The organism is Gymnodinialimonas sp. (genome assembly GCF_059726805.1).
Map to the genome: position 1 here is coordinate 95489 of NZ_AP041059.1, position 24156 is coordinate 119644.

General features: G+C 64.0%; 26 protein-coding genes and 1 tRNA gene. 18 read left to right on the forward strand and 9 right to left on the reverse strand.

The window, feature by feature from the left end:
• Positions 1-144: 144 nt before the first annotated feature.
• Complete coding sequence (locus tag AC6I9R_RS00525) at positions 145-486, forward strand: DUF2794 domain-containing protein (RefSeq protein ID WP_461427059.1); 342 nt, start codon at positions 145-147, stop codon at positions 484-486.
• 92 nt (positions 487-578) lie between these two features.
• Here AC6I9R_RS00525 and AC6I9R_RS00530 read toward each other — a convergent pair whose 3' ends face one another.
• The 3 genes from AC6I9R_RS00530 to AC6I9R_RS00540 all read right to left on the reverse strand — a co-directional run bounded on the left by AC6I9R_RS00530 (position 579) and on the right by AC6I9R_RS00540 (position 3288).
• Complete coding sequence (locus AC6I9R_RS00530; protein ID WP_461427058.1) at positions 579-1415, reverse strand: C40 family peptidase; 837 nt, start codon at positions 1413-1415, stop codon at positions 579-581.
• Positions 1412-2794, reverse strand: coding sequence for a leucyl aminopeptidase family protein (locus tag AC6I9R_RS00535; protein WP_461427057.1), 1383 nt, complete (start codon positions 2792-2794; stop codon positions 1412-1414). Before AC6I9R_RS00535 ends, AC6I9R_RS00530 begins: the two co-directional genes overlap by 4 nt.
• A gap of 89 nt (positions 2795-2883) precedes the next feature.
• Positions 2884-3288: a hypothetical protein gene (locus AC6I9R_RS00540; RefSeq protein WP_461427056.1), complete on the reverse strand. Its 405-nt coding sequence runs from the start codon at positions 3286-3288 to the stop codon at positions 2884-2886.
• 170 nt (positions 3289-3458) lie between these two features.
• Between AC6I9R_RS00540 and AC6I9R_RS00545 the strand changes: the two genes are divergently transcribed.
• The 5 genes from AC6I9R_RS00545 (at position 3459) to AC6I9R_RS00565 (ending at position 6656) form a co-directional block, all read left to right on the forward strand.
• Entirely contained in the window at positions 3459-4109 is a 651-nt protein-coding gene (locus tag AC6I9R_RS00545) for a carbonic anhydrase (protein ID WP_461427055.1), read from the forward strand.
• Between the two features lie 63 nt (positions 4110-4172).
• Positions 4173-5153, forward strand: a complete 981-nt coding sequence (locus AC6I9R_RS00550; RefSeq protein WP_461427054.1) for a sodium-dependent bicarbonate transport family permease — start codon at positions 4173-4175, stop codon at positions 5151-5153.
• A gap of 4 nt (positions 5154-5157) precedes the next feature.
• On the forward strand, positions 5158-5469 hold the full coding sequence (locus AC6I9R_RS00555) for a P-II family nitrogen regulator (RefSeq protein ID WP_461427053.1): 312 nt from the start codon (positions 5158-5160) through the stop codon (positions 5467-5469).
• Positions 5470-5549: 80 nt separating this feature from the next.
• On the forward strand, positions 5550-6080 hold the full coding sequence (locus AC6I9R_RS00560; RefSeq protein ID WP_461427052.1) for an SRPBCC family protein: 531 nt from the start codon (positions 5550-5552) through the stop codon (positions 6078-6080).
• Positions 6081-6125: 45 nt separating this feature from the next.
• Complete coding sequence (locus AC6I9R_RS00565; protein WP_461427051.1) at positions 6126-6656, forward strand: hypothetical protein; 531 nt, start codon at positions 6126-6128, stop codon at positions 6654-6656.
• Here AC6I9R_RS00565 and AC6I9R_RS00570 read toward each other — a convergent pair whose 3' ends face one another.
• Together AC6I9R_RS00570 and AC6I9R_RS00575 are read right to left on the reverse strand one after the other, a co-directional pair.
• Positions 6657-8345: a mucoidy inhibitor MuiA family protein gene (locus AC6I9R_RS00570; RefSeq protein WP_461427050.1), complete on the reverse strand. Its 1689-nt coding sequence runs from the start codon at positions 8343-8345 to the stop codon at positions 6657-6659. It abuts the gene before it with no gap.
• A 272-nt stretch (positions 8346-8617) separates the two neighbouring features.
• Positions 8618-9640: an aspartate-semialdehyde dehydrogenase gene (locus AC6I9R_RS00575; protein ID WP_461427049.1), complete on the reverse strand. Its 1023-nt coding sequence runs from the start codon at positions 9638-9640 to the stop codon at positions 8618-8620.
• 356 nt (positions 9641-9996) lie between these two features.
• Here AC6I9R_RS00575 and AC6I9R_RS00580 point away from each other — a divergent pair, with 356 nt between their 5' ends.
• Positions 9997-11295, forward strand: a complete 1299-nt coding sequence (locus AC6I9R_RS00580) for a DEAD/DEAH box helicase (protein ID WP_461427048.1) — start codon at positions 9997-9999, stop codon at positions 11293-11295.
• On the opposite strand, the gene AC6I9R_RS00585 is transcribed toward AC6I9R_RS00580, so the two are convergent.
• Positions 11292-12464 (reverse strand): MFS transporter, encoded by a 1173-nt coding sequence (locus AC6I9R_RS00585; protein ID WP_461427047.1) that lies wholly within the window; start codon positions 12462-12464, stop codon positions 11292-11294. The two genes, AC6I9R_RS00580 and AC6I9R_RS00585, sit on opposite strands and share 4 nt — an antisense overlap.
• A gap of 211 nt (positions 12465-12675) precedes the next feature.
• Here AC6I9R_RS00585 and AC6I9R_RS00590 point away from each other — a divergent pair, with 211 nt between their 5' ends.
• On the forward strand, positions 12676-13692 hold the full coding sequence (locus AC6I9R_RS00590; RefSeq protein ID WP_461427046.1) for a Fe(3+) ABC transporter substrate-binding protein: 1017 nt from the start codon (positions 12676-12678) through the stop codon (positions 13690-13692).
• Positions 13693-13730: 38 nt separating this feature from the next.
• On the opposite strand, the gene AC6I9R_RS00595 is transcribed toward AC6I9R_RS00590, so the two are convergent.
• Positions 13731-14963, reverse strand: coding sequence for an MFS transporter (locus tag AC6I9R_RS00595; RefSeq protein WP_461427045.1), 1233 nt, complete (start codon positions 14961-14963; stop codon positions 13731-13733).
• A gap of 49 nt (positions 14964-15012) precedes the next feature.
• On the reverse strand, positions 15013-15582 hold the full coding sequence (locus tag AC6I9R_RS00600; RefSeq protein WP_461427044.1) for a hypothetical protein: 570 nt from the start codon (positions 15580-15582) through the stop codon (positions 15013-15015).
• A 56-nt stretch (positions 15583-15638) separates the two neighbouring features.
• Between AC6I9R_RS00600 and AC6I9R_RS00605 the strand changes: the two genes are divergently transcribed.
• The 4 genes from AC6I9R_RS00605 to AC6I9R_RS00620 all read left to right on the forward strand — a co-directional run bounded on the left by AC6I9R_RS00605 (position 15639) and on the right by AC6I9R_RS00620 (position 19154).
• Positions 15639-16442, forward strand: coding sequence for a DUF4198 domain-containing protein (locus AC6I9R_RS00605; protein WP_461427043.1), 804 nt, complete (start codon positions 15639-15641; stop codon positions 16440-16442).
• A 55-nt stretch (positions 16443-16497) separates the two neighbouring features.
• The gene (gene leuD / locus AC6I9R_RS00610) at positions 16498-17103 is read left to right on the forward strand and encodes a 3-isopropylmalate dehydratase small subunit (protein ID WP_461427042.1); all 606 of its coding nucleotides are present in this window, start codon (positions 16498-16500) and stop codon (positions 17101-17103) included.
• Between the two features lie 255 nt (positions 17104-17358).
• Positions 17359-18216, forward strand: coding sequence for a hypothetical protein (locus AC6I9R_RS00615; RefSeq protein WP_461427041.1), 858 nt, complete (start codon positions 17359-17361; stop codon positions 18214-18216).
• A gap of 92 nt (positions 18217-18308) precedes the next feature.
• On the forward strand, positions 18309-19154 hold the full coding sequence (locus AC6I9R_RS00620; protein ID WP_497863120.1) for an endonuclease/exonuclease/phosphatase family protein: 846 nt from the start codon (positions 18309-18311) through the stop codon (positions 19152-19154).
• Here the strand turns inward: AC6I9R_RS00620 and AC6I9R_RS00625 are convergent.
• Positions 19151-20014 carry a Rossmann-fold NAD(P)-binding domain-containing protein gene (locus AC6I9R_RS00625; RefSeq protein ID WP_461427040.1) on the reverse strand — a complete coding sequence of 288 codons (864 nt, stop codon included), beginning with the start codon at positions 20012-20014 and terminating at the stop codon, positions 19151-19153. The genes AC6I9R_RS00620 and AC6I9R_RS00625 overlap by 4 nt on opposite strands.
• 93 nt (positions 20015-20107) lie before the next feature.
• Here AC6I9R_RS00625 and AC6I9R_RS00630 point away from each other — a divergent pair, with 93 nt between their 5' ends.
• The 6 genes from AC6I9R_RS00630 (at position 20108) to AC6I9R_RS00655 (ending at position 24148) form a co-directional block, all read left to right on the forward strand.
• Complete coding sequence (locus AC6I9R_RS00630; RefSeq protein WP_461427039.1) at positions 20108-20995, forward strand: LysR family transcriptional regulator; 888 nt, start codon at positions 20108-20110, stop codon at positions 20993-20995.
• Between the two features lie 57 nt (positions 20996-21052).
• Positions 21053-22153 carry a 3-isopropylmalate dehydrogenase gene (gene leuB / locus AC6I9R_RS00635; RefSeq protein ID WP_461427038.1) on the forward strand — a complete coding sequence of 367 codons (1101 nt, stop codon included), beginning with the start codon at positions 21053-21055 and terminating at the stop codon, positions 22151-22153.
• A complete protein-coding gene (locus AC6I9R_RS00640; RefSeq protein ID WP_461427037.1) occupies positions 22150-22611 on the forward strand; it encodes a GNAT family N-acetyltransferase in 462 nt (153 codons plus the stop codon). The genes leuB and AC6I9R_RS00640 overlap by 4 nt, the downstream gene beginning before the upstream one ends.
• 72 nt (positions 22612-22683) lie before the next feature.
• Positions 22684-23040 carry a hypothetical protein gene (locus tag AC6I9R_RS00645; protein ID WP_461427036.1) on the forward strand — a complete coding sequence of 119 codons (357 nt, stop codon included), beginning with the start codon at positions 22684-22686 and terminating at the stop codon, positions 23038-23040.
• Positions 23041-23052: 12 nt separating this feature from the next.
• Positions 23053-24024: a DMT family transporter gene (locus AC6I9R_RS00650; protein WP_461427035.1), complete on the forward strand. Its 972-nt coding sequence runs from the start codon at positions 23053-23055 to the stop codon at positions 24022-24024.
• A gap of 47 nt (positions 24025-24071) precedes the next feature.
• Positions 24072-24148: transfer RNA gene (locus tag AC6I9R_RS00655), tRNA-Pro, on the forward strand.
• The last annotated feature ends 8 nt before the right edge of the window (positions 24149-24156 follow it).

Genomic DNA, 24156 nt, shown 5'->3' on the forward strand with positions numbered 1-24156 from the left:
TTAGCGTCTGGCGTTAGGCCTGTGAATCCTACAAAATCGCACATGCCTTTAAGTTGCTTGAATGACTCGATAAAAAATCGATCTTGCTCGTTCTTCACGTCGTAAACGCTTGATTTGCGAGCTGAACCCTTCCACCTTTCAACCATGGCAATCCAATTCCAGCCCACCGAGCCCACCATCACCCAATCTCAAGTCGCGTTCCACCGCACCGAGCTCGGCCCCATCCTCGGCCTTTACGGGCGCATGGTCGCGGCAGGCGAATGGCGCGACTACGGGATCAGCCACCTGAGTGACGTCGCCGTCTTTTCCATCTTCAAGCGCACCGCCGAGAACCCGATTTACCGGATCGAGAAGCGGCCCAAATTGCGCGAGAAACAGGGGCAATATGCGGTGATCGGCATGGACGGGCGCATTCTGAAACGCGGGCACGACCTCAAGACTGTCCTACGCGTGCTGGAGCGAAAACTGATCCGAGCGGTGGACTGACGCGCCGCCGCTCCCCCCTTCATCTTGCTAAATACAACTCCCCCCGGAGGGTCCGTCCGCCCCACCGCGCGCAGCCAGCCAACAGGGCGCCGCTATCCCAAAGCCAGACGTTTGCGCGCGGTGATCGGGCCGAATTCCTTCGCCTCAATCCGCGCGGCGGCGTCCTTCAGCGGCTCATAAGCGGTCGACATGTGGTGGGCGTTGGCGTGGAGCAGCATGCGGTCACTGGCCATCATGCCCACATGGCCTTTCCAGAAGATCAGGTCGCCGCGTTTCAGCGCCTCGTCCGATGCTATTTCCTCGCCCAGGGCCGCCTCTTGCTGGTCGCTGTCGCGGGGGCAGGCGATGCCGCAGGCCAGCAGGCACGCCTGCACGAGACCCGAGCAATCGATCCCCCAGCGGCTTGTCCCGCCCCAGAGGTAAGGCGTGCCCAGGAACAGATCCGCGATGCCGACGGGGTCGGAAAACCGCGCCTTGATTGGCATCAGGTGCTGCGACGGCATGAAATGGCCGGTGTGGATGCGCTTGTATTCGCCGGACTCGCCGGTGACCTTCACCTGGCTGCCGAAGTAGAGACACACATCGGGCGACACTTTGAGATCCGCCTTCGGGTAGAGGTGCGTCGCGGGGGAAATCACCCAGTGCGTTGCGGGCTCCGCCCCGGTCAGGGCACCCGACAGGATGTAGCCGACGTAGCCGTCCCGCTCGGCCTGGCCGAAGGCGAAGCCGTCCTCGGTATCGAGCACCAGGAACCGCTCTCCGAACATCAGTTGCGAGGTGCGCGCGCCGCGCGGTTTGTCGGTGATATTGGCGATGGGCTGCTGCACCATCATCCAACGCCCCTCGGTATAGCGCTCGGCCTCAACTGTGCCGTTGAGGGAGGCGTGGGCAACGCGGCCGTTGGAGGGGGTCGTGCGGGGATCACTCATGTCTTCAGGGCCTCGGGCAATGCATCAAAGAGCGCGCGGATGCCTTGGCCGACACCGCCCTTGGGGCGGGCGGGGGCATTGGCGCGCTGCCAGCCGTAGATGTCAAAATGCGCGAACCGAGGCACGGGCGCGAAGCGTCGCAGGAAGAGCGCAGCGGTGATGGCGCCCGCCATGCCGCCTGCAGGCGCGTTGTCGAGGTCCGCGATGCCGGGCTCGATCTGTGGCTCGTAGGCTTCGTGGAAGGGCAGACGCCAACAAGGATCGGCCACCCGCGCGCTGGCGGTCGTCAGGGCATCCGCCAGCGCATCGTCATCGGTGAAAAACGGGGCGATGTCGGGACCCACGGCGACACGGGCCGCACCCGTCAACGTGGCCATGCAGATCAGCAGATCGGGCGGTGTTTCGGACGCCAGCGCGAGGGCATCGGCCAACACCAGCCGCCCCTCGGCGTCGGTGTTATTGATCTCCACCGTCATGCCATTGCGGGCGGTGAAGATATCGCCGGGGCGGAAGGAATTGCCCGCGACGTTGTTTTCCACGGCGGGGATCAGCACGCGCAGCTGCACCTCGATGCCGCTGGACATGATCATCCGTGCGAGGCCCAGAACATTGGCCGAGCCGCCCATGTCCTTCTTCATGATGCCCATCGACGCGCCGGGTTTCAGGTTGAGGCCCCCGGTGTCGAAGCACACGCCCTTACCGACCAACGTCAGGGTCGGGCCCGCGCTGCCCCATGTCATCTCGATCAGGCGCGGCGCTTTTGCCGCCGCGCGGCCCACGGTGTGGATCAGTGGGAAGTTCTGCACCAGAAGCGCGTCGCCTTCGACGGTCGTGACCTTGGCACCGAACTCGGCCGACAGCGCACGGACGGCGGCTTCCAACGCATCGGGGCCCATGTCTTCGGCCGGTGTATTGATCAGGTCGCGGGTGAGGGCCTCGGACGTGGCGATCTTTTGCAGGCGCTCTGCGTCGACGTCCAAGGGCGCGACCAACCGCGCCTTGGCGGCGCTTTGCTTGCGATAGCGGTCAAACCGGTAGGTGGACAGCAGATAGCCGAGGGCGATTTCATCGGCCTCTGGCCCCGCGTCTGGCATGTTGGAAATTTGGTAGGTCGCCTCGGGCAGACCCGCAATCGCGGCGCCGACGGCAAAGCGCTTGCGCTGTCGATCCTGCGCGGTGCCCATGCCCACCAGCGCGCCGGCCAAACCGTCGCCGGGCAGCGTCAGCACCTCACCCAAAGCGCCTGTGAACCCGTGGGCCGCGGCCCAATCCGCATGGGATGGTGCCAATGCGCCCGGATCTTCGCCCTTACGGACCAAAAAAATTGGCAGAGCCCCCAGCTCCGCCCCCGCCTGTTTAACGGCAAATTCCATCGGCATTGGCGCCCCTTAATCGTGATAGCGCCAGCCTAGCGTTCCTCGGCTGCTCTGCAAGTCAGATCAGGCGGCCCCGATCAGACAGCCCCGGATCAGACGGACAAATCCTCCAGATCCCAGACCGCGTGGATGGACCGCTCCCCCACCCGGTCGAGCCGCGCAAGCGTTGCCGCCAAGGCGACGTGGTTGGCCGTGGCATAGCTGTCCAGGACGCTACGCGCCACACGGGCCAGGGTTGCCATGCCGATCAAATCCGCGTCCTTGCAGACCTGCTCAACCGCTGCGGCAAACCCGTGGCCGTCGTCGCGCAGCATCCCGTCAAGCAGCGGCAGAAGCTCTGAGATGCGGTGCAGGGCCAGGGCAACTTCCGCCTCGGCGCGGACTTCCCCTATTTTCAGACATAGTTCTTCCAGGCACTCCGGATTGAACCGCGCGGGTTCTTCGGGCGCCAGCTCTGTAATATTCAGGCACAGATCAGCCTCTGCTTTCGGCAGCATATCTCACTCCACTTCATTCGCCCCCACCACAGGACGCCCAAGATTGGGATCTCGACCATGGGTATGCGCCGATGTGCTGAAGAAGAGATTTATTGCCGAGGCGAAAGCATCTCCAATTCGCGATGAATGCAGGTTAAGACAGGGGCGGACAACCGGACGAAAGAAGACAGATGCACCGCGTGAACTCTCTGCCCGACTACCTTTTGGAGCGCTACAAGGACTGGAAGGACTCCAGCTTTCCCGAGAACCGGGACTGGTTCAAGAAGCTGGCAGACGAGGGACAGCACCCAAAGGCAATGGTTATTGCCTGTTGTGACAGCCGCGTGGCGATCAATTCGGTCTTCGGGCAACGCACCGGAGAGCTGTTCGTCCACCGTAACATCGCCAATCTGGTGCCGCCCTATACGCCCGACGGCAACCACCACGGCACGGGTGCAGCGGTGGAATACGCAGTAAATCATCTGAAAGTTGAGCATATTTTGGTGATGGGCCATTCCAAATGCGGCGGCGTGGCGGGCTGTATCTCCATGTGCGAGGGCAACGCGCCCGAATTTGACGAGGATGAAAGCCTGATTGGCCGCTGGCTGGACGTGCTGCGCCCGGGGTTTAAGACGGTTGCCGATATCAAGGACCCGGATGACCGCCAGACCGCGCTGGAGAAGGAGGGGATCCACGTGAGCCTGGAGAACCTGTTGGGCTACCCCTTCGTGAAAACCGCCGTGGATGAGGGCACGCTAAGCCTGCACGGATTGTGGGCAGATATTGCCGACATGGATCTGGAGACCTTCGATGGGCGTATTCGCCACTTTGCGCCGGCTTGAACTTGCGCGCCGGGGCCCCCGCGCCTAAACGCGGGCTCAAAGCCGTTTACGCAGGGGAAGACCATGGACGGAATGCTGGCTTTGGCCGCCGACAACCTGTTGTCTCCGATCATCCTTTTCTTCGCCCTGGGTCTTCTGGCGGCCTTCGCGCGATCTGACCTGTCGATCCCTGAGGCTGTGGCCAAGGGCATGTCGATCTATCTGCTGTTTGCGATCGGTTTCAAAGGCGGCGCGGCGGTGGCGGACAACGGCATCGACGGCACGCTGATCGCCTCCTTGGTGGCGGGTGTTGTCTTGTCGTTCCTGATCCCCCTCGTGGCCTTTGCGCTTTTGCGGGTGATGACGGGCCTGTCGGTGACCGACGCGGCGGCAGTAGCGGGGCACTATGGCTCTATCTCCATCGTGACCTTCGTGGCGGCCACGTCGGTAATCACTTCGGCTGGTCTGGGGTCCGAGGGCTATATGGTCGCCGTCGCAGCGGTGATGGAAGCGCCTGCGATCCTGTCGGCCCTGTGGTTGATCGCGCGCTACGACAAGGGCGCAGCCGAGATGGAGGCCGGGTTGCTGCAAGAGATCTTGCTCAACGGTTCCATCGTTTTGCTGGTGGGCTCTTTCGTGATCGGCGTGATCACCGGGACCGAAGGCCTCGATCTGATCGCACCATTCATCGTGACGCCCTTCCAGGGCGTGCTGTGCCTGTTCCTCTTGGACATGGGGCTGGTCGCGGGCCGCGGCCTGCGCGAGGCGCGGGGCGTGTTGAAGCCGGGCCTGTTCCTGTTCGGCATGGTGATGCCGCTGGTGGGCAGCGTGTTCGGCCTCGCCACGGGCGTGCTTCTGGGTCTCAGCACCGGGGGCGTCGTGCTGTTTATGGTGCTGTCCGCCTCGGCCTCCTACATCGCCGTGCCCGCCGCCATGCGCGTGGCCCTGCCCGAGGCGAACCCGTCGGTCTACCTGACACTGTCGCTGGGGGTGACCTTCCCCTTCAACCTGACCATTGGCATCCCGCTTTACCTTGCGGTGGCCAGCCTCGTGACCGGAGGATAATTCCATGCAAACCCACCAAGCCAAACGCGTTGAGATCACCATCGAGTCGGTGATGGAAAGCCGCCTGACCAAGGCGCTGATCGGGGCGGAAGTGACCGGTTTCACGGTGTTGCCGGTCCTCGGCGGCTCCGGCCGTTCGGGCCTCTGGAGCCGGGAAGGCCAGGTAAGCCGCGCGGGCGGCATGGTGTGCTTCGTGTGCATTATCCGGGGCGAGAAGCTGGACGCCCTGCTCGATGCGGCATTCGAGGTGGTTGAACGGCACATCGGCGTGGTCTCCATCACCGATTGTGAGGTCCTGCGGGCCGAGCGGTTCTGATCGGTTAATTCTTCTGCCGAACTTGGCGCGACCTATGGTAGGATCGCCCGAAAGCTATCGCATTGCCCAAGGAGGTTCCCATGCGCCTGATCCGCAATATCCTGATTGGTCTGGTCGCCCTTGCCGCCGTTCTCGCCATCGTCGGCATGTTCCTGCCCCGCTATGTCACGGTCGAGCGGGACCTCGTCGTGAATGCGACGCCGGACGCGGTCTATCCCCATGTCAGCTCGCTTCAGGCCTTCACGGAATGGTCGCCCTGGGGCGATATCGATCCCGATATGGAGGTGGCGTTTTCCGGCCCCGAGGTGGGTGTTGGCAATGTCATGGAATGGACATCCGAGCACCCGAATGTGGGCAACGGGCGGCAAGAGATCCTGGAAGTCGCCGAGAATGAAAGCGTGCGGACGGCGCTTGATTTCGGCGATATGGGCACGGCCGAGGCCTGGTGGCGGCTGACGCCCGAGGGCGACGCGACCCGCGTCGTCTGGGGACTGACCGCGGATATGGGTCAGGGCCCGGTGGGGCGCTGGTTCGGCCTGATGATGGACGGATGGGTCGGCGCCGATTACGAGCGCGGGCTGGGACGGTTGCAGGCAATCGTCGAGGGTTGAGTTAACCCCGGCTTAACTGGAATCGGATTGGGTGGCGGCATGGATATGTCCGCCCCCCTTGCCATCGACCTGCCGCCAAAGGCCCTGACTGTGCTTCGCCAGCAGGCCCAAGCTCGCCGCATGTCGCCCGCCACCCTGGCACACCTTTTGCTGATGCATGCCCTTGGGCAAAACCACTCCGCTGCGAGGACCGTTCGCCCCCAAAGGGACGATAGGGAGGAGGGGCGCGGTGATCCCACCCTCCTCGGGTGCTTGCGCACCCTCCTCGCAGCTGACTTGTCTGGGGCGCAGGGATGGGACGCTCTGCAAGCCCGTCTGGCGCAGCATGGTTACACCTTCCGCGAGCGAGGCGGCGGCCTGGCTCTTTATTCCACATCCACAGCGGCGCGCATTTGCAAGGCCTCTGAGCTGGGGTGGTCCTACGCCGATCTGATCCGCCGCTTCAACGCGCCCTTGCCCGGCCATTCCCAAGAATCGCTGGCCCGGCGCATGCTGCACCGGGCCGATCTTGGCGCTCACCCAGATCTGTTTCCTGATCTGGTGGAGGAGGACGTCATCCTGATCGAGGATGAGTGATCAGGGCTGCCAGTCCAGGATCTGACCCTCGGGGTACTCAAACTCCACCGTCATTTCGATGATGTCCGTTTCGCCGGATCCAACCTCCAGATCCCAGGCGTGGATCCCGCGTGCATCGTCGACGTCTTCCTCGGTCGGGCGGGGGCTCAGCGTCAGGTCCATCTCCAGGTCCTCTTGCTCGGCAAAGGGCGTCGCATAGAGGATGCGGACCTCTGCCGCCTCCGTGCCGGTATTCTCCACTCCGAACGCGATCTCGCGCGCCTGGGTGGTGGACGACACGAACAACCCACGGTCGCCCTCGGCCAGAGACCGGTCGATCCAGGTCAGCTGCAGGTGATCGAGCGCGCCAAAGGCCATCTCGGCCTCGGCCCCGGCGGGGATCAGCGGCAGGTAACCGTCGCCCAGAAGCGCGCCGTCGCGGTAGAAGATCGCGTCGCCCGGCAGGATCGGCTCTCCGGTGTCGTTTTCCATCATCGCGATCAGGAAGGCCGTCTCGTCCCAACGCGGCACCGCGCGGTTCTCGGTCTCGACCTCCAGGTCCATCGTGTCGAAGGACAGCAGGATGTCTGTGCCCGAGGTGATGCTGACCGGCTGGTCGTAGGTGTAGGACACAGACAGGCCGTCGAATTCTGCCGTCGCACCCCCGGTATCCTCCACGATCACCACCGGCTCCATTGCCGCAGTGGCATAGCCGAGGGCTGCAGGGCTCGGGGCCTCCTCTCGAAGATCCTCGGCCGAGAACATGCCCGCGACCCCACCGCTCACCTGCGGCACTGCCGGGTCCAGAAGTCGCGCGGGGATGGAAGCCAGGGTGCTCGGCGAACGGTCACGCCCCGGCGCCGCGGTCGAGAAGGTGACATCCACGTCCACCCACCGGGCCGCGCCAAAGGTTTCCAGCGTCACGAAGCGGTCAATCGTCAGCGCGCCACTATCGCTGTCGAGGTTGACCTCATAGCTCGGGCGCCACCCCGCGTTGCGCGAAAAGTAGTCGACATGCACCTCGGCCTGACCGGCCTCAACCACGGTGACATCCACCGCATAGCCGTTGATCTGGGTGCCGAAAGGCCGCAGCGCGCGAAACGCCTGGGTCGCTTCCGCGTAGACGCGCTGCGCCTCGGTCATGGCTTCCGCCAGATCCCGTCGGGCGACCTGCGCGTCCAGCGCCTCCTCGGCCAGGCGCGCGGTCTCGGCCCCGAGGGTGGAGAGGAACTGCGCCACCAGCGAGGGGTCTTCCGGCATCGCGACGCCGTGCTCACCACCGCGCAGGATCGCGGCGATATAGCCCTGCTGAGCCTCGATGGCGCGGATCGCGGCGTCGGCCTGGGTCAGCGCGTCCTGTGCTTCCAGCACAGCCGCTTCCGCCGCCTCAACCGCCGCCCGTGCGGCAGCCTGCACGGCGTCATCCAGCGCGCCTTCGGCAATCGGATGTCCGCGCAGCTCTTGCGGCGGGCCAATGCGGAGGCCGTCTTCACCCAACACCTGGGGCAGCTCCGCACCATCCAGATCGGGCATGGCAATGATCAGGCGGTGGCGCCCGGCGGGCAAATCCGCCAACCCGCTTCGCGTCAGCTGAGCGCCTTGGCCAAACACGGTCGCCTCGGCCAGATCGGCGCGAATGACGATGTCGTCGGCCAAAGCGGCGAAGGGAAGAACAGCGCAGAGCGCGGTGGTCAGAAGAAAATGTTTCATCGAAATAGGGTCCTTTGAATGTGTGTTGCCGCCAGTCTCGACCCGGTCGCCCGCCCTGCCAAGGGCGGAAATCCAGCGTCGGTTCTGGTCAGCTCTACATCCTAAGACGCACGCCCCTGCGCGATCCTTGGCCCCAAGCACAAATTTTTCTGGAAAGCGCCGACCGCACGATCCTTCAGGATCGTGCCACCACCGGCTGACGGAGGCGCTGCGCCGCCAGGCGCAGGGCTGAGGCAGAGACGGGAGCCCCCCTCCGCCCCAGCGCGACAGCGTCAGCCCTTTTTGAGCACCCGGTTGCCCAGGGTCTCGGCGATCTGCACGGCGTTCAGCGCCGCGCCCTTGCGCAGGTTGTCGGACACGCACCAGAAATTCAGGCCGTTCTCAATCGTCACGTCCTGGCGGATGCGGCTCACATATGTCGCGAAGTCACCGACGCACTCAATCGGCGTGACGTAGCCGCCGTCCTCGCGCTTATCGACCACCATGATGCCAGGCGCCTCGCGCAGGATATCGCGGGCCTCGTCTTCATCGAGGAAGTCTTCCGTCTCGATATTGATCGACTCCGAATGGCCCACGAACACCGGCACCCGCACGCAGGTGGCCGTGACCTTGATGGAGGGGTCGACGATCTTCTTCGTCTCGGCCACCATCTTCCATTCTTCCTTCGTGTCGCCGCTGTCCATGAAGACATCGATATGCGGGATCACGTTGAAGGCGATCTGCTTGGGGTAGACGCTTGGCGCAACCTCCTGGCCGGGCACGTAGATGCCTTTGGTCTGCTTCCACAGCTCATCAATCGCCTCTTTGCCGGAGCCCGAGACGGACTGATAGGTGCTGACCACAACCCGCTTGATCTTTGCGCGATCATGCAGCGGCTTCAGCGCCACAACCATCTGCGCGGTCGAGCAGTTGGGGTTCGCGATGATGTTCTTCTTCGCGTAGTCATGCACCGCTTCGGGGTTCACTTCCGGCACCACCAGCGGCACGTCCGGGTCGTAGCGATAAAGGGACGAGTTATCGATCACGATGCAGCCCGCCTTTGCGGCCACGGGCGCGTATTTCTTCGTCGCCTCGGAGCCCACGGCAAAGAGCGCGATATCCCAGCCAGTGAAATCAAACGTGTCGAGGTCTTTTGTCTTCAGGGTCTTGTCGCCGAAAGAGCATTCCGTCCCGATGGATTTACGAGAGGCCAGCGCCTCAATCGCATCAATCGGAAACTGGCGCTCGTCCAGAATGTTCAGCATTTCGCGGCCCACGTTCCCGGTGGCGCCCACGACGACGACTTTATAACCCATATCCTTAATCCTTTGGTTGGATATCGCGGCACATAATGGATGCCTAAACTCAAGGAAAGGCCCGGAGGTGTGAAGTTTGCTGATCGCGGGCATCGCTGCCCAGAATGTCACAAAGCTTGACTTATCCCCACAACTGCCCCATCTGCCTCTCATCGATGCTGCACTGCCGCGTGAGCAGTCGCTTCGCGCCCGTTCCGGACGCCAGGCTCACAGCACGATCAGAATTCCCAAGACCCCCATCACGCAGGGTTCTGACGATCGGCGGATGAGCCGCCCGGTCGCACCCTAGCCGCGCTGCATGTGATGTGGTGCACATTCGGTTTGTGCCATCCGGCACGGATCCGAAAGGAAAAGATTTGTTCGATTTCGACATGCTCGGCCTCAAGCCGGTCCTCGCAAAAACCCTCAAGACGGCTGGCTTCGACCAGCCCACCCCGATCCAGAACCAGGCGATTCCCCTGGCGCTGGAAGGTCATGACATCATGGGTCTGGCCCAAACCGGCACCGGCAAAACGCTGGCGTTTGGCCTGCCGCTGCTGGAGCATCTGCTGTCCCTGCACGGCAAGCCCGAGCCCAAGACCGCCCGCGCCCTGATCCTGGCCCCGACGCGCGAACTGGTGAACCAGATCGCCGACAGCCTGCGGGTGTTCACCAACAACACGCCGGTGAAAATCGCCACGGTCGTGGGCGGCCAGTCGATTGGCCGTCAGATCAGCCTGCTGTCGCGGGGCACGGATATCCTTGTCGCCACGCCCGGTCGCCTGATGGACCTGATGGATCGCCGCGCAATCGATCTGTCGACCGTGAAGCACCTGGTGCTGGATGAGGCCGATCAGATGCTCGACATGGGCTTCATCCACGCGCTGCGCAAAATCGCACCCGCTCTGGGGACGCCGCGCCAGACGATGCTGTTCTCGGCCACCATGCCGAAAGAGATGGAAGAGCTGTCAAAAGCCTACCTGACGAACCCCAAGAAGGTGCAGGTCTCCCCTCCGGGCAAGGCGGCGGACAAGGTTACGCAGGTGGTGCACTTCATGCCCAAACCCGCGAAGCCTGCGAAGCTGCGCGAGGTTCTGAGCGCGGATCCCGAGGCGCTGGTCCTCGTCTTCGGGCGCACCAAGCATGGGTGTGAGAAGCTGATGAAGGGCCTTGTAGCCGACGGCTTCAACGCCGCCTCCATCCACGGCAACAAAAGCCAGGGCCAACGCGACCGCGCGATCAAAGCGTTCCGCGACGGGACGATCAAGATCCTGGTGGCCACGGACGTGGCCGCCCGGGGCATCGACATCCCTGGCGTGGCTTACGTGATCAACTATGAGCTTCCCGACACGCCCGACAATTACGTCCACCGCATTGGTCGGACCGCCCGTGCGGGCCGGGAGGGCGAGGCAATCGCGTTTTGCTCTGCCGAGGAAGTGGATCTGCTGGTGCAGATCGAGAAGGTCATGAAGATGTCCATCCCCGTGGCCTCTGGCACGCGACCCGAGGCTGTGAAGGCCGAAAAGCCCCAGCGCGGTGGCGGGCGCCGTCGGGGTGGCGGCGGTGGCGGGCGTCCCGGTGGCGGTGGCGGCGGGGGTCGCAAACCCCAGGGCGCCGGTGGTCCCGGCGGCAAAGCGCGCAAGCCGCGTAGGCCCCGCCGCAGCAAGGCAGCCTAAGCGGGCCGCTCTTTAGAAAACGCGTAGGCGGCGAGCCCCACAAGGATCGCCGCCGCGAAAATCGCGAAGAGGGCGCCGTAGGCATCCTCGGGGGCCATGGACGTCGTCAGCGCCACATAGGTGGGGCCCGATGCGAATTGGATGACGCCCGCGCCGCCCATCCCGAACAGGTTCAACAAACTCACCCCGCGCCCGGTCAGGTGCTGCGGCAGAAACGTGCGCCCGTGGGCCATGACGGCGGGATAGGACGCCCCGAAGACGCCGATGGCGACGAATAGCACGACAGAGACCGCGAAGGTCGCCGGCGGCAGGACGTAGAACGACAGGCACAACACCGCCACAAGCGCGTTGCCCAACAGGATGCCGCCTTTCCGGCTGCCAAACCTGTCGGCCACGCCATAAAGGAAATTGCCCGCCACCATGGCGAGGCCCATCAGAAGCGTTGCGGTGCCAACCTGTTCCAGGCTGACGCCGAAGCGGTCGGTGATGTAGGGGCTAATCCACAGGCCCCGGATCCCCGCCGTGGGCGCGTAGCAGATGAACATGCCCACGTAGATCGGCCAGAGCGCGCGGATGCGCAGAAGTTCGGCAAAGCTGCCCTTCGCCTCGCCTTCGGGTTTCGCGGGATCGCGGACAAAGGCGAGGATGCCAATGGCGATGATCAGGGTGAAAGCCGCCGTGGCCCAGAGCGTCTCGCGCCACCCGAAACTGTCAACGGCCCAGGCTAGCGGCGCTGCCGACAGCAAGTTCCCAAGGGAGCTGAAGCCAACGGTGACGCCTGCGAGGGTGCCGAAAACGGCTGCCGAGAAGGTTCGCGCAAAGATGTAGTAGGATGCCATCAGGATCGGCGAGCAGCCGATGCCGATCAGCGCCATCGCCAGAATGATCCCGCCGGGGCCCTGGGCCATAGCGAAGGTGACACAGCCGCCGACAGCGCCGAGGGTAAACAGCGTGGCCGCCGTGCGGCGCGGGCCGAGAGTGTCGAGCGCCCATCCCACGGGCAATTGCATCAACGCGAAGGCGGCGAACCACAGGCCGGAGGCGGTGGCGAGGTCTGAGGTGGTGGCGCTGATGTCCTCGGCCAGGACCGGGGCCAGGACCGCAAGGAACGCCCGGAAGAACTGGCTGAGGCAATAGGCGATGATCAGGAAGGCAAGGCCTGTCCGCATGGTGGCCTCCTCTCCCTTCGACCCCTCCTCGGGAGCTACCGCTCCCTCCTCGCAGCGGCAACCGTGAAGTTCTGGGGCGACGGTGAAGTTCTTCTTGCTTGGCTGGCGTGCTGTTTGTCTGATCATTTTTGTCGGAAATCCCTTGACGGACCCGCCACGAGTCGGCCAGAAAGCGTCCGAGTGTTTTAGTCAGGTACAAACGGAGCCTTCCATGACCCGCACGATTTCTCTTCTTCTGGGCACCACCATCGCCCTTTCCGCCGCCACCGCTGCCCAGGCGCAGGAGCTGAACCTTTATTCCTCGCGCCACTATGATACCGACGAGCGTCTGTACTCGGACTTCACCGAGCTGACGGGCATCACCGTCAACCGGATCGAGGCCAACGCGGATGAGCTGATCGCGCGCATGGAGGCCGAAGGTGCGAACTCTCCGGTCGATGTGTTCCTGACCGTTGACACCGTCCGCCTGCAGCGCGCCGCCGACTTGGGCCTGTTGCAGCCGGTTGAATCCGACGTCCTCAACACCCGCATCCCGGCGTACCTGCGCGATGACGACAACCTGTGGTTTGGCCTGTCGCAGCGTTCGCGCATCTTGTTCTACAACCGCGAGACGGTCGAAAATCCGCCGCAGACCTATCAGGATCTGGCGAACCCCGAGTATGCGGGCATGGTCTGCATCCGCTCGGCCACCAACGTCTACACCCAGAACATCGTCGCGGCGCTGATCTCGCACCTGGGTGAAGAGGCCACGGCAGAATGGGCGGCGGGCGTTGTGGGCAACTTCGCGCGCGACCCCCAGGGCGGGGACACCGACCAGCTGCGCGGGATTGTGTCGGGTGAGTGCGATATCTCCATGTCGAACACCTATTACTTCGCCCGTGCCGTGCGGCGCGATGTGGACGGTCTGACCGAGGGGCTGGACGGCATCGGTTGGGTGTTCCCGAACCAGAATGACATCGGCGCGCATATGAACATCTCGGGTGGCGGCGTCGCGGCCAATGCCCCGAACCTGGAGAACGCGATCGCGTTCCTGGAGTACCTCGCGTCCGACAGCGCGCAGGAATACTTCTCGGCAGGCAACGATGAATACCCCGCCGTGCCCGGCGTGGGCCTGTCGCCCTCCGTCGCATCGCTGGGGATCTTCCGCCCCGACACGATTGATCTGAGCGAGATCGGTGACAACGTCGCCGCTGCCCTCGACATCCTGAACGAGGCCGGGTGGGAGTAACGACCCGCTCCCCACGAAAGAAACAAGGAAAGGCGCCGTTACACCGGCGCCTTTTGCGTTTGCAGGCGGACGGTCCAAAGCATCACGGGAACCAAGGCGGCGGACAGCGCCAGGCACCAGATCCCCTGCGCCACACCTTGATCTGGGTAGGTGACGCCCTGGTCGATGAACCACCCGGTGATGCCCGGCCCTATGGCAGTGGCGAAGACCATGATCGCCGTGGCAATGGACCGGACGGCACCCAGGTGGTTGGTCCCGAAGAGTGTCGGCAGCAACGTCCCCGCAAGCGCCGCCGCCATGCCCTGCGTGACGCCCACAAGGGTCAGGGCGACAGACCATCCCAAGGGCGTTTCCGCCGGGCCGATCAGGAACATGCCAAGGCCCATTGGGATCAGAACGAAGGGCACCAGCCGCGCCGGGCCGAAGCGGTCCGCCGCCCATCCTGCGACGAAGCCCATGGTGACGCTGGCCGTGGCGTAGGTCATGTAGCTGGGGGCCATGGCGGGCAGGGTCCAGCCCTTCACCTCGGCCACATGGACGGCGTGAAAGAAGACGACCGTGCCGATGAAACCGGGGGTCAGCAGCAGCGGGACGAAGGCGTAGAACAGGGGGTGACCGAGGACCTCGGACCGGGTCCAGTGCTTGCCGAAGAGGCCCGGCGCGCCTTGGCCGCCGTTCGATCCCTTGGGCGCACGGTCCTGGGCTAGAAGCCACATCAGCGCCGGGATCAAGGCGAAGGCGATGACCGCCGCCGCCACGCCCCAGGTCGCGCGCCAGCCAACGGCGGCGATGACCAGGATGGTGATCAGGGGCAGCAGCGCCTCACCCACCGGGTAGCCGAGGTTGGTGATCGCCATCGCCCGGCCACGTGTCGCCACGAACCACCGCGCCATAGCGGTGGCCTTCATGTGGGTCATCATGCCCTGGCCGCAGAAGCGCAGCAGGAACACTGCCACCAAAAGTACCCAGACGGAGGAGCTGACGGCCATCAACAGGCAAGCACCCGCGAAGACGCTTGTAACGATTAGGGCGAGGCGCGACAGCGGCACGGTATCCGCGCGGCCGCCAAACAGGATCAGAAGGCAGGCCGAGGAGAGCGTGGCGACCGTGTAAATCCCGCCCCATTGGCCGTCCGTCAGCCCGTAGGCGTCGCGGATCTCTCCGGCGAAGAGCGAGATGAAATAGGTCTGCCCAAAGGACGACCCAAGGCCGAGGAGAAGCCCGGTTGCCAGCCACCGGGCGTTGTCGCGCAGGAAGGATAACCCGCTCATACCCGCCGCCCAAACGCGTCAGAGCCGCTTGGTAGAGCAATCGCGGTTCTCACTCGCCGCCCAAGCCGATGGCCCCCAGAAAGCGCTGGAACAAGCCGTCGGCCTGGGCCCGGGGCAGCTCGGGCGTCAGGGCGCCGCCGTCGAGAAAGCCCTGATAGGCATCGTCGCCGCCCCCAACCTGGCGCGGCACGAAGGTACCGAATTGCGGCGACAGGCCCACCTGAACGCCGGCATCGCCGTCCGGCAAATCCGCGCCGACGGTTAGAAGGGAATCCCGTGGCAACTCGGGATCACCCACGCCCGGGATCTGGACGGAGAGGATCTCGGGCGTCAGACGCTCGCCTGCCACCTCAATGATGAAACCAAGCGCAATGCGGTCCCAGGCGGCGCGCAGCTCGGCTTCCAATTCAGCGGGCTCCATCGCGCGCAGGCGGTCATAAATGACCGCTTCCGGCGCTTCATCCGTGTTGGCCACAGCCCCCAGATCGATGCCCGAGATCAGCGCCTCTAACGTGGCGCGCAGGGACAGGGTCACCTGGTCCTGCCCCACCTCGACATCGGCGATGGTGGGCCGGATCTCGTGCGCACCCGCTGGCGAGAGCGTGAAGACCAGTGCCATTGACAGTCCGACCCGGCGAAGCATGGTTAGGGCAACCATTGAAAAGGACCCCTCTGATGAAATCCGTGTATCTGGCGCTAGTAGTCGCGGCTCTGGCAACGGCTGACAAGGCCACAGCCCATGAATTCTGGATCGACCCGCAGGATTTCACCGTTGAGGTGGGCGAAACGCTTCTGGCCGATCTGCGGGTCGGGCAAGAGTTCTCGGGCGCTTCCATGAGCTATCTGCCCCGCAACTTCGACCAGTTCACCGTGATCAACGGCGGCGCGGAGAGTTTGGTGGAAGGCCGGTTTGGCGACATCCCTGCGCTGGATATGGAGGGCCTGGAAGATGGCCTTACCGTCATCGTCCACCAGACGACCGCCAATCAACTGACCTGGTCGGAGTGGGAGCGGTTCCTGAACTTCGCCAACCACAAGGACATTGGCGACGTCACTGCGATGCATGAAGCGCGCGGCCTCAGCCAGGAGGACGTGACCGAGGATTACATCCGCTACGCCAAGTCCCTCGTCGCCGTGGGCGATGGTGCGGGGGCGGACACGCGCGTGGGTTTGCGCACGGAGTTGGTGGCGCTGACCAACCCCTATACCGACGCCGCGACCGAGGTATCGATGCAGCTTTGGTATGATGACGCACTCCAGCCTGACTACCAGGTGGAACTTTTTGCCGAAGATGCCGAGGGCGACGTCACCATCACCCTGCACCGCACCGACGCAGAAGGCGTCGTGCGCCTGCCGGTGCAGCCGGGCATGATCTACATGGCCGACGCGGTGTTTCTGGAGGCGGTTGAGCCCGCCGAGGAGGGGGACGCGATCTGGGTGACCCATTGGGCGAACATGACCTTCAGCGTCCCCGAGTGATCTTGTAGGCCGGGGCACAAGGCGCTAATCCACAGAGGACCGAAGGAGACACCCCATGGACGCGTTCACCAAACTGACCGGCATCGCCGCCCCGCTGCCCCTGATCAACGTCGACACCGACATGATCATCCCCAAGCAGTTCCTGAAGACGATCAAACGCTCGGGCCTTGGGGTGAACCTGTTTGATGAGATGCGGTTTGATGATGACAAAAACGAAATCCCTGATTTCGTGCTCAACAAGCCTGCCTATCGCAACGCCGAGATCCTTGTGGCGGGCGATAACTTCGGCTGCGGCTCCTCCCGCGAGCACGCGCCCTGGGCACTGCTGGATTTCGGCATCCGCTGCGTGATCGCGCCGTCGTTTGCGGATATTTTTTACAACAACTGCTTCAAGAACGGCATCCTGCCCATCGTTCTGCCGCAAGAGCAGGTCGATATGCTGATGGACGACGCCGAGCGGGGCGCCAACGCGGTTGTCACCGTCGATCTGGAAAGCCAAACCATCACCGGCCCCGATGGCGGCTCGATCAGCTTTGAAGTGGACGCCTTCCGCAAGCATTGCTTGATGAATGGCCTCGATGACATCGGCCTGACGATGGAAAAAGCCCCGTCGATCAAGGCGTTTGAGGCCGAAGCAGCCCAGGCACGCCCCTGGGTCTGACGGCGGGCCAAACGGCCCCTGCTGTGATGCAAAACTGTGACATGTCAGCCGCTTAAACGGCGTCCTTCATCCAGAAGGGCGCCGTTTTTCGTTGCCCCTTCGGACCAAATTGGGCACAAATGTGTCAAAATAGTGCTCGCAATGGGGGCTTTGGTTTCGTTTCACATGAAATTGGACCATTCGCGCCACGAAGTGGGTCGGCAGACAAAATAAAGGTGTTGGCACGAACTGACACCATGTTTGAGGTAGATTGTAGTGTTCACCAGATTGGTCGGCGCGATTGTGCGCGCGATAATGATCGTCGTGGTCCTTTTGACGCCATCCCTGCTGATTCCGGGGACCGGCGCGGAAGGCGCGAAGATGCTGACGCTGGTGGCCCTGGCCTTCGCGATTATTGTTCTGTTCGAATATGGCGCAAAATTCCCCGGCCTGATCGAGTTTCGCGACGCCCCGCCCTTCAACCGCATCCGCATCGTTGCCCTGTTCCTGACGCTCTTCGGGCTCAGCGTGATCAGTGTCAGTGATCATGACGGCTCGACCCTGACGATGGTGATTTCGGCGTTGGGCTACCTTGTGGGCCGCGCTCTGGATTTCCCCTACAGCCCCCTGCGGTTGGTGCTCGACCAACTCCCTGCGGGCGTCGACGTAACCTTTGCGGCGCAGATCCAGGCGATGGCGGGCCTTGCCGTGCTGATCACGCTGCTGTCGCTGTTCCTATTTGCCGCGCTGGTCCGGCTAGAGCACTGGCCCAATCGCGGCTCGGCATTCAATGTCTGGATCAATCTGCCCACATTCGACCCAACGGCGGGCGGAGATGTTGTGAAAAGGTTAAACCGGGACGGTCGCGTTAACATTATCTTTGGGATTTTCGCGCCATTTGTGATCCCGGCGGTCCTCGTGATGGGGGCCAATCAGTTGCAGGTGCCCGTGCTCGGGTCGCCGCAAACTATGGTATGGGCGGTGACAATATGGATGTTCCTTCCCCTTTCCCTGATCATGCGCGGTCAGGCGATGCTGCGGATCGCGCGGATGATCCGCGCCCGGCGCGCGCGCCTTGTCGCGGGCATCGGTATCGATGGGCCGCGTACGGCGCTGTCCTCCTCGGCTGCCTGACGGCTGGTGGCGCGCAGGCCGAGGTCCTGCGCCTCGCAACGTATCACACCGGCCTGTCAGCCCGCGGCCCCGGCCTGATCCTGCGCGATATCCTGCGGCGCGAAGACGAAGTCGCCGCTACGATTGCGGTGATTGAGGCCGCAAACCCAGATATCCTCGCGCTCCAAGACATGGATTACGACGGCAACCAACTGGCCCTCGCCGCTTTGGCAGAGGCGTTGGATTACCCCCATTTCCTGGCCCTGCGGCCCAACACAGGTCGGCTGACCGGGCTTGATCTGGACGGCGACGGGCGCACCGACGGCCCGCGCGACGCCCATGGCTATGGGCGCTTCAACGGGCAAGGGGGCATGGCGCTTCTGTCGCGCTACCCCTTGGGGGAGATCGCGGATTTCTCCGAAATGCTCTGGCAAGACCTGCCCGACAGCGCCGCCGCCGAGGTGACGCACGAGGCCGAGCTGCCGGTCCTGCGGCTGCACACCGTCGGCGCCTTGGATGTCGAGGTTCTGACCCCGAACGGGCCGCTGCATATCCTCATGTCCCACGCCACGCCCCCGGTTTTCGACGGCCCCGAGGATCGCAACGGGCTGCGCAACGCAGATGAGGTACGGTTCTGGGCGCTTTACCTCACCGACACCCCACCCGAGCATTTCGCCTATATGGGCACGCTCAATGTGGACCCCGGGCGCGGCGAGGGAATACGCGAGCCGTTGAGCGAACTCCTCTCTCACCCCGCCCTGCAAGACCCGGTGCCGGACGGCCCCACTGCAGATTGGGACGAGCCCACGCCAGGCGATCTGCGAGTGGACTACCTGCTGCCGTCGCACGCGCTGACCGTGTCGGACGCCGGGGTTCTTTGGCCCACGGAAGGAGAGCTGGCAGAGGCCGTCGCACTGGCCTCTGACCACCGCCTCGTCTGGGTCGACGTGGATTTCTAGAGCAACGGCTTGACCGCCTGCCGCAACGCCGCGTCCAGAGGTGTCGGCGTGAACCCCGGCAGGTGCGTCGCCAAAACGCGCCCGTCAACCCGATGCGGTTGCTGCCACAGATAGCGCATCTCCAGCAGGTATTTCGCCTCTTTCCAGAACGGACGCGCAGCGCGGATCGGCAGCCAGCTCATCCGCTTGGCCTGCACAGGCCGCCCGGTGGCGCGGGCAAGCGCCTCGGCCAACTCCTGGCCCGTCACGTTGAACCCCTCGAAGGTCACATCGCTGAACACAGGCAATGCGTCCAACTGGTCCGCCAGGCCGGCGCCGGCCTCGACCAGATCGGGCAGGAACGCCCAGGCGTGGGGCACGTCAAGCGGCCCGGGGTAGCTGATCCTGCCCTTGGCAATCTTTGCCGCGATGATCTTGTCGAACCAGTTTCCAGAGGCCTCGGTATCGATGAAATCGCCTGCCCGCAGGATCACGGTTTTCACGCCCGCGTCGCGGTACGCCGCTTCCAACGTCCGGCGGATCTGGCCCAAGGGATTGGTCGCGCGGTGCGGCGTGTCAGGCGACAGCACGGGCGGCAAGTCTTCTCCGTAAACGTAGATGTTGCCGGGGATCATCACCGCCGCGCCGGACGCTTTTGCCGCCGCGATCACCCGGCGCGTGAGGTCCGGTACGTGTGTCGCCCACCGCGCGTAGGCCAGGTTCCAGGCGTTGACGATCATATCCGCGCCCATGGCCGCGTCCGGCAACGTATCGCGTGCGCGGTCGTAGGTTCGGACGGTCCATCCGTGGCGCGTCAACGCGTCTGACATATGGCGGCCAAACCGGCCCGAGGATCCAAGGATAAGGGCAGTGCGGGTCATTTTCTGGGTCTCCTGTTTCTGTTCCTTCTCATATGATCTATTCACTTGCGCATTTTTATTGCCGCTTTTTGCAATATGGATATACGTAAACGCATGGATATGAATCTCGACTGGACGCTCCTGCGCGCCGTACTGGCCGTGGGTGAAACCGGCTCTCTCTCTGGCGCGGCCGCTCAGCTTGGCCTGACCCAGCCGACCCTCGGGCGGCAGATCAAAAGCGCGGAGAAGGCCCTTGGCCAGCCGCTGTTCACGCGTCACCCGCGCGGCCTGAGGCCCACGCCGTTCTGCGAAACTCTCTTGCCCGCCGCGCGGCAAATGAATGACGCGGCCAAAGCCGTCTCGGTCCTTGCCGCCGGGCAATCGCCCGACACGTCGGGCCGCGTGCGTCTGACCGCGTCCGTCTTCGTCACCGCCCATATTCTGCCCGAGATTCTGTCTGACATCCGCGACCAGCACCCCAATATCGCCCTTGATGTCGTCGCCTCCGACACCACAGAAAACCTGTTGTTCCATGAGGCTGACATCGCGCTGCGCATGTATCGCCCCACGCAGCTCGACATGATTACCCGGCACCTCGGCGACCTGCCGTTGGGTCTTTATGCGTCCGACCGCTACATCGCGCGCCATGGCTTGCCTGAGGACGAGGATGACCTGAAAACCCATCACATGGTTGGCTATGACCGGTCCGACCTGATCCTGCGCGGGATGCGCGAGATGGGAATGGAGGTGACGCGTGAGTTCTTCACCACCTGCACGGACGACCAGGTCGCCTATTGGAACTTCGTCGCTTCGGGCTGTGGCATTGGTATCGGGCAGACGATCGTTGCGGATCGCACGCCGGGGGTGAGGCGCATTCTGCCCCATTTGCAGCTTCCGGTGCTGCCCGTCTGGCTGACGGCTCATCCCGGCCTGCGCCATCAGCCCCGCGTTTCCGCCGTCTGGACCGCGCTCGACCGCGCGATCACGCCCCTGCTTTCTTGACGCCCCGGTTGGGCCGCGATACCGCAAGCGCAACCGAATTTCACGAGGAACAGACCCATGAACGACCGCTCCCTTCTTATCCTGCCCGGCGACGGAATCGGCCCCGAGGTGATGGCCGAGGTGCGCAAGGTCATTGATTGGTTCGGCTCGGCCCGGGGCATCACCTTTGACGTGTCCGAGGATCTGGTCGGCGGCGCGGCTTATGACGCCCACGGCGTGCCGTTGGCCGATGCGACGATGGAGAAGGCGCAGAGCGTCGATGCGGTTCTTCTGGGGGCCGTCGGCGGCCCGGCCTATGACGATCTGGATTTCTCGGTGAAGCCCGAGCGTGGCCTGCTGCGCCTCCGCAAGGAAATGGACCTCTACGCCAACCTGCGCCCGGCCCAGTGCTTTGACGCTTTGGCCGATTTCTCGTCCCTCAAGCGCGAAGTCGTCTCCGGCCTCGACATCATGATCCTGCGGGAGCTGACCTCGGGCGTCTATTTCGGCGAGCCGCGCGGGATCCATACCGAGGGCAACGAGCGTGTGGGCATCAACACCCAGCGCTACACCGAGACCGAGATCGCCCGCGCAGCGCGGTCAGCGTTTGAACTCGCCCGTCGCCGCAACAACAAGGTCTGCTCGATGGAGAAAGCCAATGTGATGGAGTCGGGCATCCTCTGGCGCGATGTCGTCAATGAGGTCCACGCGGCGGATTACGGCGATGTGGAGCTGTCGCACATGTATGCCGACAACGGCGCGATGCAGCTGGTCCGCGCGCCCAAGCAGTTCGACGTGATCCTGACCGATAACCTCTTTGGCGATATCCTCTCCGATTGCGCCGCGATGCTGACCGGGTCTTTGGGGATGCTGCCCTCTGCCTCACTTGGTGCGCCGATGGAGAACGGTCGCCCCAAGGCGATGTATGAGCCCGTCCACGGCTCCGCCCCCGACATTACGGGGCAAGGCAAGGCGAACCCCATCGCCTGTATCCTCAGCTTCGCCATGGCGCTGCGGTACAGCTTCGATCTGGGCGACGAGGCGACGCGCCTTGAGGCCGCGGTGGAAAGCGTTCTGGCCGACGGCGCACGAACGGCCGACCTGATGGGCCCCGACGGCGGCACGCCGATTTCGACGTCCGAGATGGGTGATGCGATCATCGCCAAACTGGCGGCGTGACAGTCACGGTCCGAGTCTTGGCAGAGGGGGAGGAGGACGCCTTCCTCACCCTCTATCGCGATTGCCTGGATCACTACGACGTCGGCCCCTCACGGCCCGAGGTGGAGGCCGAAATCCTTGCCGATCTTCTTGCCCCGCGCGGCATGTCGGCGTTGATCGCCTGGAACGGCGCGCGACCCCTTGGCTTTGCCACTTGGGCGCGGGTCTATCCGGCGGGCAATGGCGTGGCCGTCTACCTGAAAGAGCTCTACGTAGCAGCCGAGGCGCGCGGGTTTGGGGCCGGAAAGGCGCTGATGCGCGCCCTTGCGAACATCGCCATCGACACGGGCGCCGTTCGTCTGGAATGGGGCAGCTTCCAGCCTGAGGCGCTGAAGTTCTATGACGCTCTTGGTGCACCCCGGATGGAAAAGGCGCATTTTTCCGTCCCAGCCGCTGATCTGCCGACCTTCTCGCGATAGCGCCATCCACCCCCTCGCAATCCCGCCCAACCCATGGCACCCTCGCGCCCATTCAACCCAAGGAGCTTTGCCATGCTGGCCCGTTTGACCCTTTGCCTGATCCCCCTTTGCGCCCCCGTCGCCGCCCAGACCTTTCAGCCGGGCGACCTCGTCCCGAGCCCCCACGCCCTCGTGGCGCCTGCCTTGGAGAATTTTGAGTACTTCGGCGAAGGGCGCCCGAGCGCGAATATCACCGTGGCCCCGAACGACAATTTCCAATTGGAGGTCCTGATCGAAGAGGGCGGCTTTCTGGACGACTCTGTCGCCGGTTCGCGGACCATTTACACCATCGAGTATACCGCCGACGGCTGGCAGGTCCTGAGTGCCACCTACGAGCAAAGCTGTTACCGCGCCGAGACCCGCGACTGGACGACGGAACCTTGCCCGTAAAAGCCCCCCGCCATGGATAAAACCAGCCAAATCCGGGGCGCGCTTCTGGGGCTACTGGCCTTCGGGATCTTCTCGACCCACGACGTGATCGTGAAGTACCTGGGGGGCTCGTATTCCCCGTTTCAGATCGTGTTTTTCTCGGTCCTCTTTGGCTTTCCAATCGTCACGTTCCTGCTGCTGCGCGACGCGACCGAGGCGAATTTGCGACCCAAGCATCCCTGGTGGATCGCCCTGCGCACGGGTGCGGCGGTGGTTGTGGGGATTTGCGCGTTCTACGCCTTCACCGTCCTGCCACTGGCTCAGGTCTACGCGATCATCTTCGCCTCGCCGCTGCTGATCACCCTTCTGGCTATCCCGATGCTGGGGGAGACCGTGGGTTGGCGGCGGGGCCTTGCGGTATTTGTCGGGCTGGCCGGGGTGGTCGTGGTGCTGCAACCGGGAGCTACTGAGTTAACCCTCGGCCACGGCGCGGCGCTGTTGGCCGCCGTGGGAGGTGCCATCGCATCGCTTATCGTGCGCAAGATCGGACGCGAGGAACGCTCGGTCGTCATGCTATTGTACCCGTTGGTCGCCAACTTCGTGCTGATGGGCGCGGCGATGCCGTTCTACTACCAACCAATGCCCGGCACGGACCTTGCGGCCCTCGCCGTGATCTCGGCCCTCGCGCTGACCGCCAGCGCCTGCTTGATCGTCGCCTATCGCAACGCCCCTGCCGTCATGGTCGCGCCGATGCAATACAGCCAGATCCTTTGGGCCGCGATCTTCGGCTACCTGCTGTTTGACGAAGGCCTTGATGCAGCAACGCTGATCGGCTCCGCCATCATCATCGCGTCGGGCCTTTACATCGTGCTGCGAGAGGATCGCGCCGGAACGTCGGCCACCACCCCCGTCCTGCGCACCCGCACCCGCGTTGGCACGCCAAGCGGGCTGCGCATCGCGCCTTTCCTGTCGAACGAACGCCGCGGTCCCCCGCCCTCAAGCTGATCTCCCTTGCCAAGCCCCCCCGCCGTCGCTATCCCACGCGGCACGGTCGGGCTGTGGCGCAGCCTGGTAGCGCACCTGCTTCGGGAGCAGGGGGTCGGAGGTTCGAATCCTCTCAGCCCGACCAGTTTTCAT

Bases quoted from the DNA above. Each gene is read 5' to 3' on its own strand.
- AC6I9R_RS00525 (WP_461427059.1), top strand. From the start codon at position 145: ATGGCAATCCAATTCCAGCCCACCGAGCCCACCATCACCCAATCTCAA.
- AC6I9R_RS00530 (WP_461427058.1), bottom strand. From the start codon at position 1,415: ATGAGTGATCCCCGCACGACCCCCTCCAACGGCCGCGTTGCCCACGCC.
- AC6I9R_RS00535 (WP_461427057.1), bottom strand. From the start codon at position 2,794: ATGCCGATGGAATTTGCCGTTAAACAGGCGGGGGCGGAGCTGGGGGCT.
- AC6I9R_RS00540 (WP_461427056.1), bottom strand. From the start codon at position 3,288: ATGCTGCCGAAAGCAGAGGCTGATCTGTGCCTGAATATTACAGAGCTG.
- AC6I9R_RS00545 (WP_461427055.1), top strand. From the start codon at position 3,459: ATGCACCGCGTGAACTCTCTGCCCGACTACCTTTTGGAGCGCTACAAG.
- AC6I9R_RS00550 (WP_461427054.1), top strand. From the start codon at position 4,173: ATGGACGGAATGCTGGCTTTGGCCGCCGACAACCTGTTGTCTCCGATC.
- AC6I9R_RS00555 (WP_461427053.1), top strand. From the start codon at position 5,158: ATGCAAACCCACCAAGCCAAACGCGTTGAGATCACCATCGAGTCGGTG.
- AC6I9R_RS00560 (WP_461427052.1), top strand. From the start codon at position 5,550: ATGCGCCTGATCCGCAATATCCTGATTGGTCTGGTCGCCCTTGCCGCC.
- AC6I9R_RS00565 (WP_461427051.1), top strand. From the start codon at position 6,126: ATGTCCGCCCCCCTTGCCATCGACCTGCCGCCAAAGGCCCTGACTGTG.
- AC6I9R_RS00570 (WP_461427050.1), bottom strand. From the start codon at position 8,345: ATGAAACATTTTCTTCTGACCACCGCGCTCTGCGCTGTTCTTCCCTTC.
- AC6I9R_RS00575 (WP_461427049.1), bottom strand. From the start codon at position 9,640: ATGGGTTATAAAGTCGTCGTCGTGGGCGCCACCGGGAACGTGGGCCGC.
- AC6I9R_RS00585 (WP_461427047.1), bottom strand. From the start codon at position 12,464: ATGCGGACAGGCCTTGCCTTCCTGATCATCGCCTATTGCCTCAGCCAG.
- AC6I9R_RS00590 (WP_461427046.1), top strand. From the start codon at position 12,676: ATGACCCGCACGATTTCTCTTCTTCTGGGCACCACCATCGCCCTTTCC.
- AC6I9R_RS00595 (WP_461427045.1), bottom strand. From the start codon at position 14,963: ATGAGCGGGTTATCCTTCCTGCGCGACAACGCCCGGTGGCTGGCAACC.
- AC6I9R_RS00600 (WP_461427044.1), bottom strand. From the start codon at position 15,582: ATGGCACTGGTCTTCACGCTCTCGCCAGCGGGTGCGCACGAGATCCGG.
- AC6I9R_RS00605 (WP_461427043.1), top strand. From the start codon at position 15,639: ATGAAATCCGTGTATCTGGCGCTAGTAGTCGCGGCTCTGGCAACGGCT.
- leuD (WP_461427042.1), top strand. From the start codon at position 16,498: ATGGACGCGTTCACCAAACTGACCGGCATCGCCGCCCCGCTGCCCCTG.
- AC6I9R_RS00625 (WP_461427040.1), bottom strand. From the start codon at position 20,014: ATGACCCGCACTGCCCTTATCCTTGGATCCTCGGGCCGGTTTGGCCGC.
- AC6I9R_RS00630 (WP_461427039.1), top strand. From the start codon at position 20,108: ATGGATATGAATCTCGACTGGACGCTCCTGCGCGCCGTACTGGCCGTG.
- leuB (WP_461427038.1), top strand. From the start codon at position 21,053: ATGAACGACCGCTCCCTTCTTATCCTGCCCGGCGACGGAATCGGCCCC.
- AC6I9R_RS00645 (WP_461427036.1), top strand. From the start codon at position 22,684: ATGCTGGCCCGTTTGACCCTTTGCCTGATCCCCCTTTGCGCCCCCGTC.
- AC6I9R_RS00650 (WP_461427035.1), top strand. From the start codon at position 23,053: ATGGATAAAACCAGCCAAATCCGGGGCGCGCTTCTGGGGCTACTGGCC.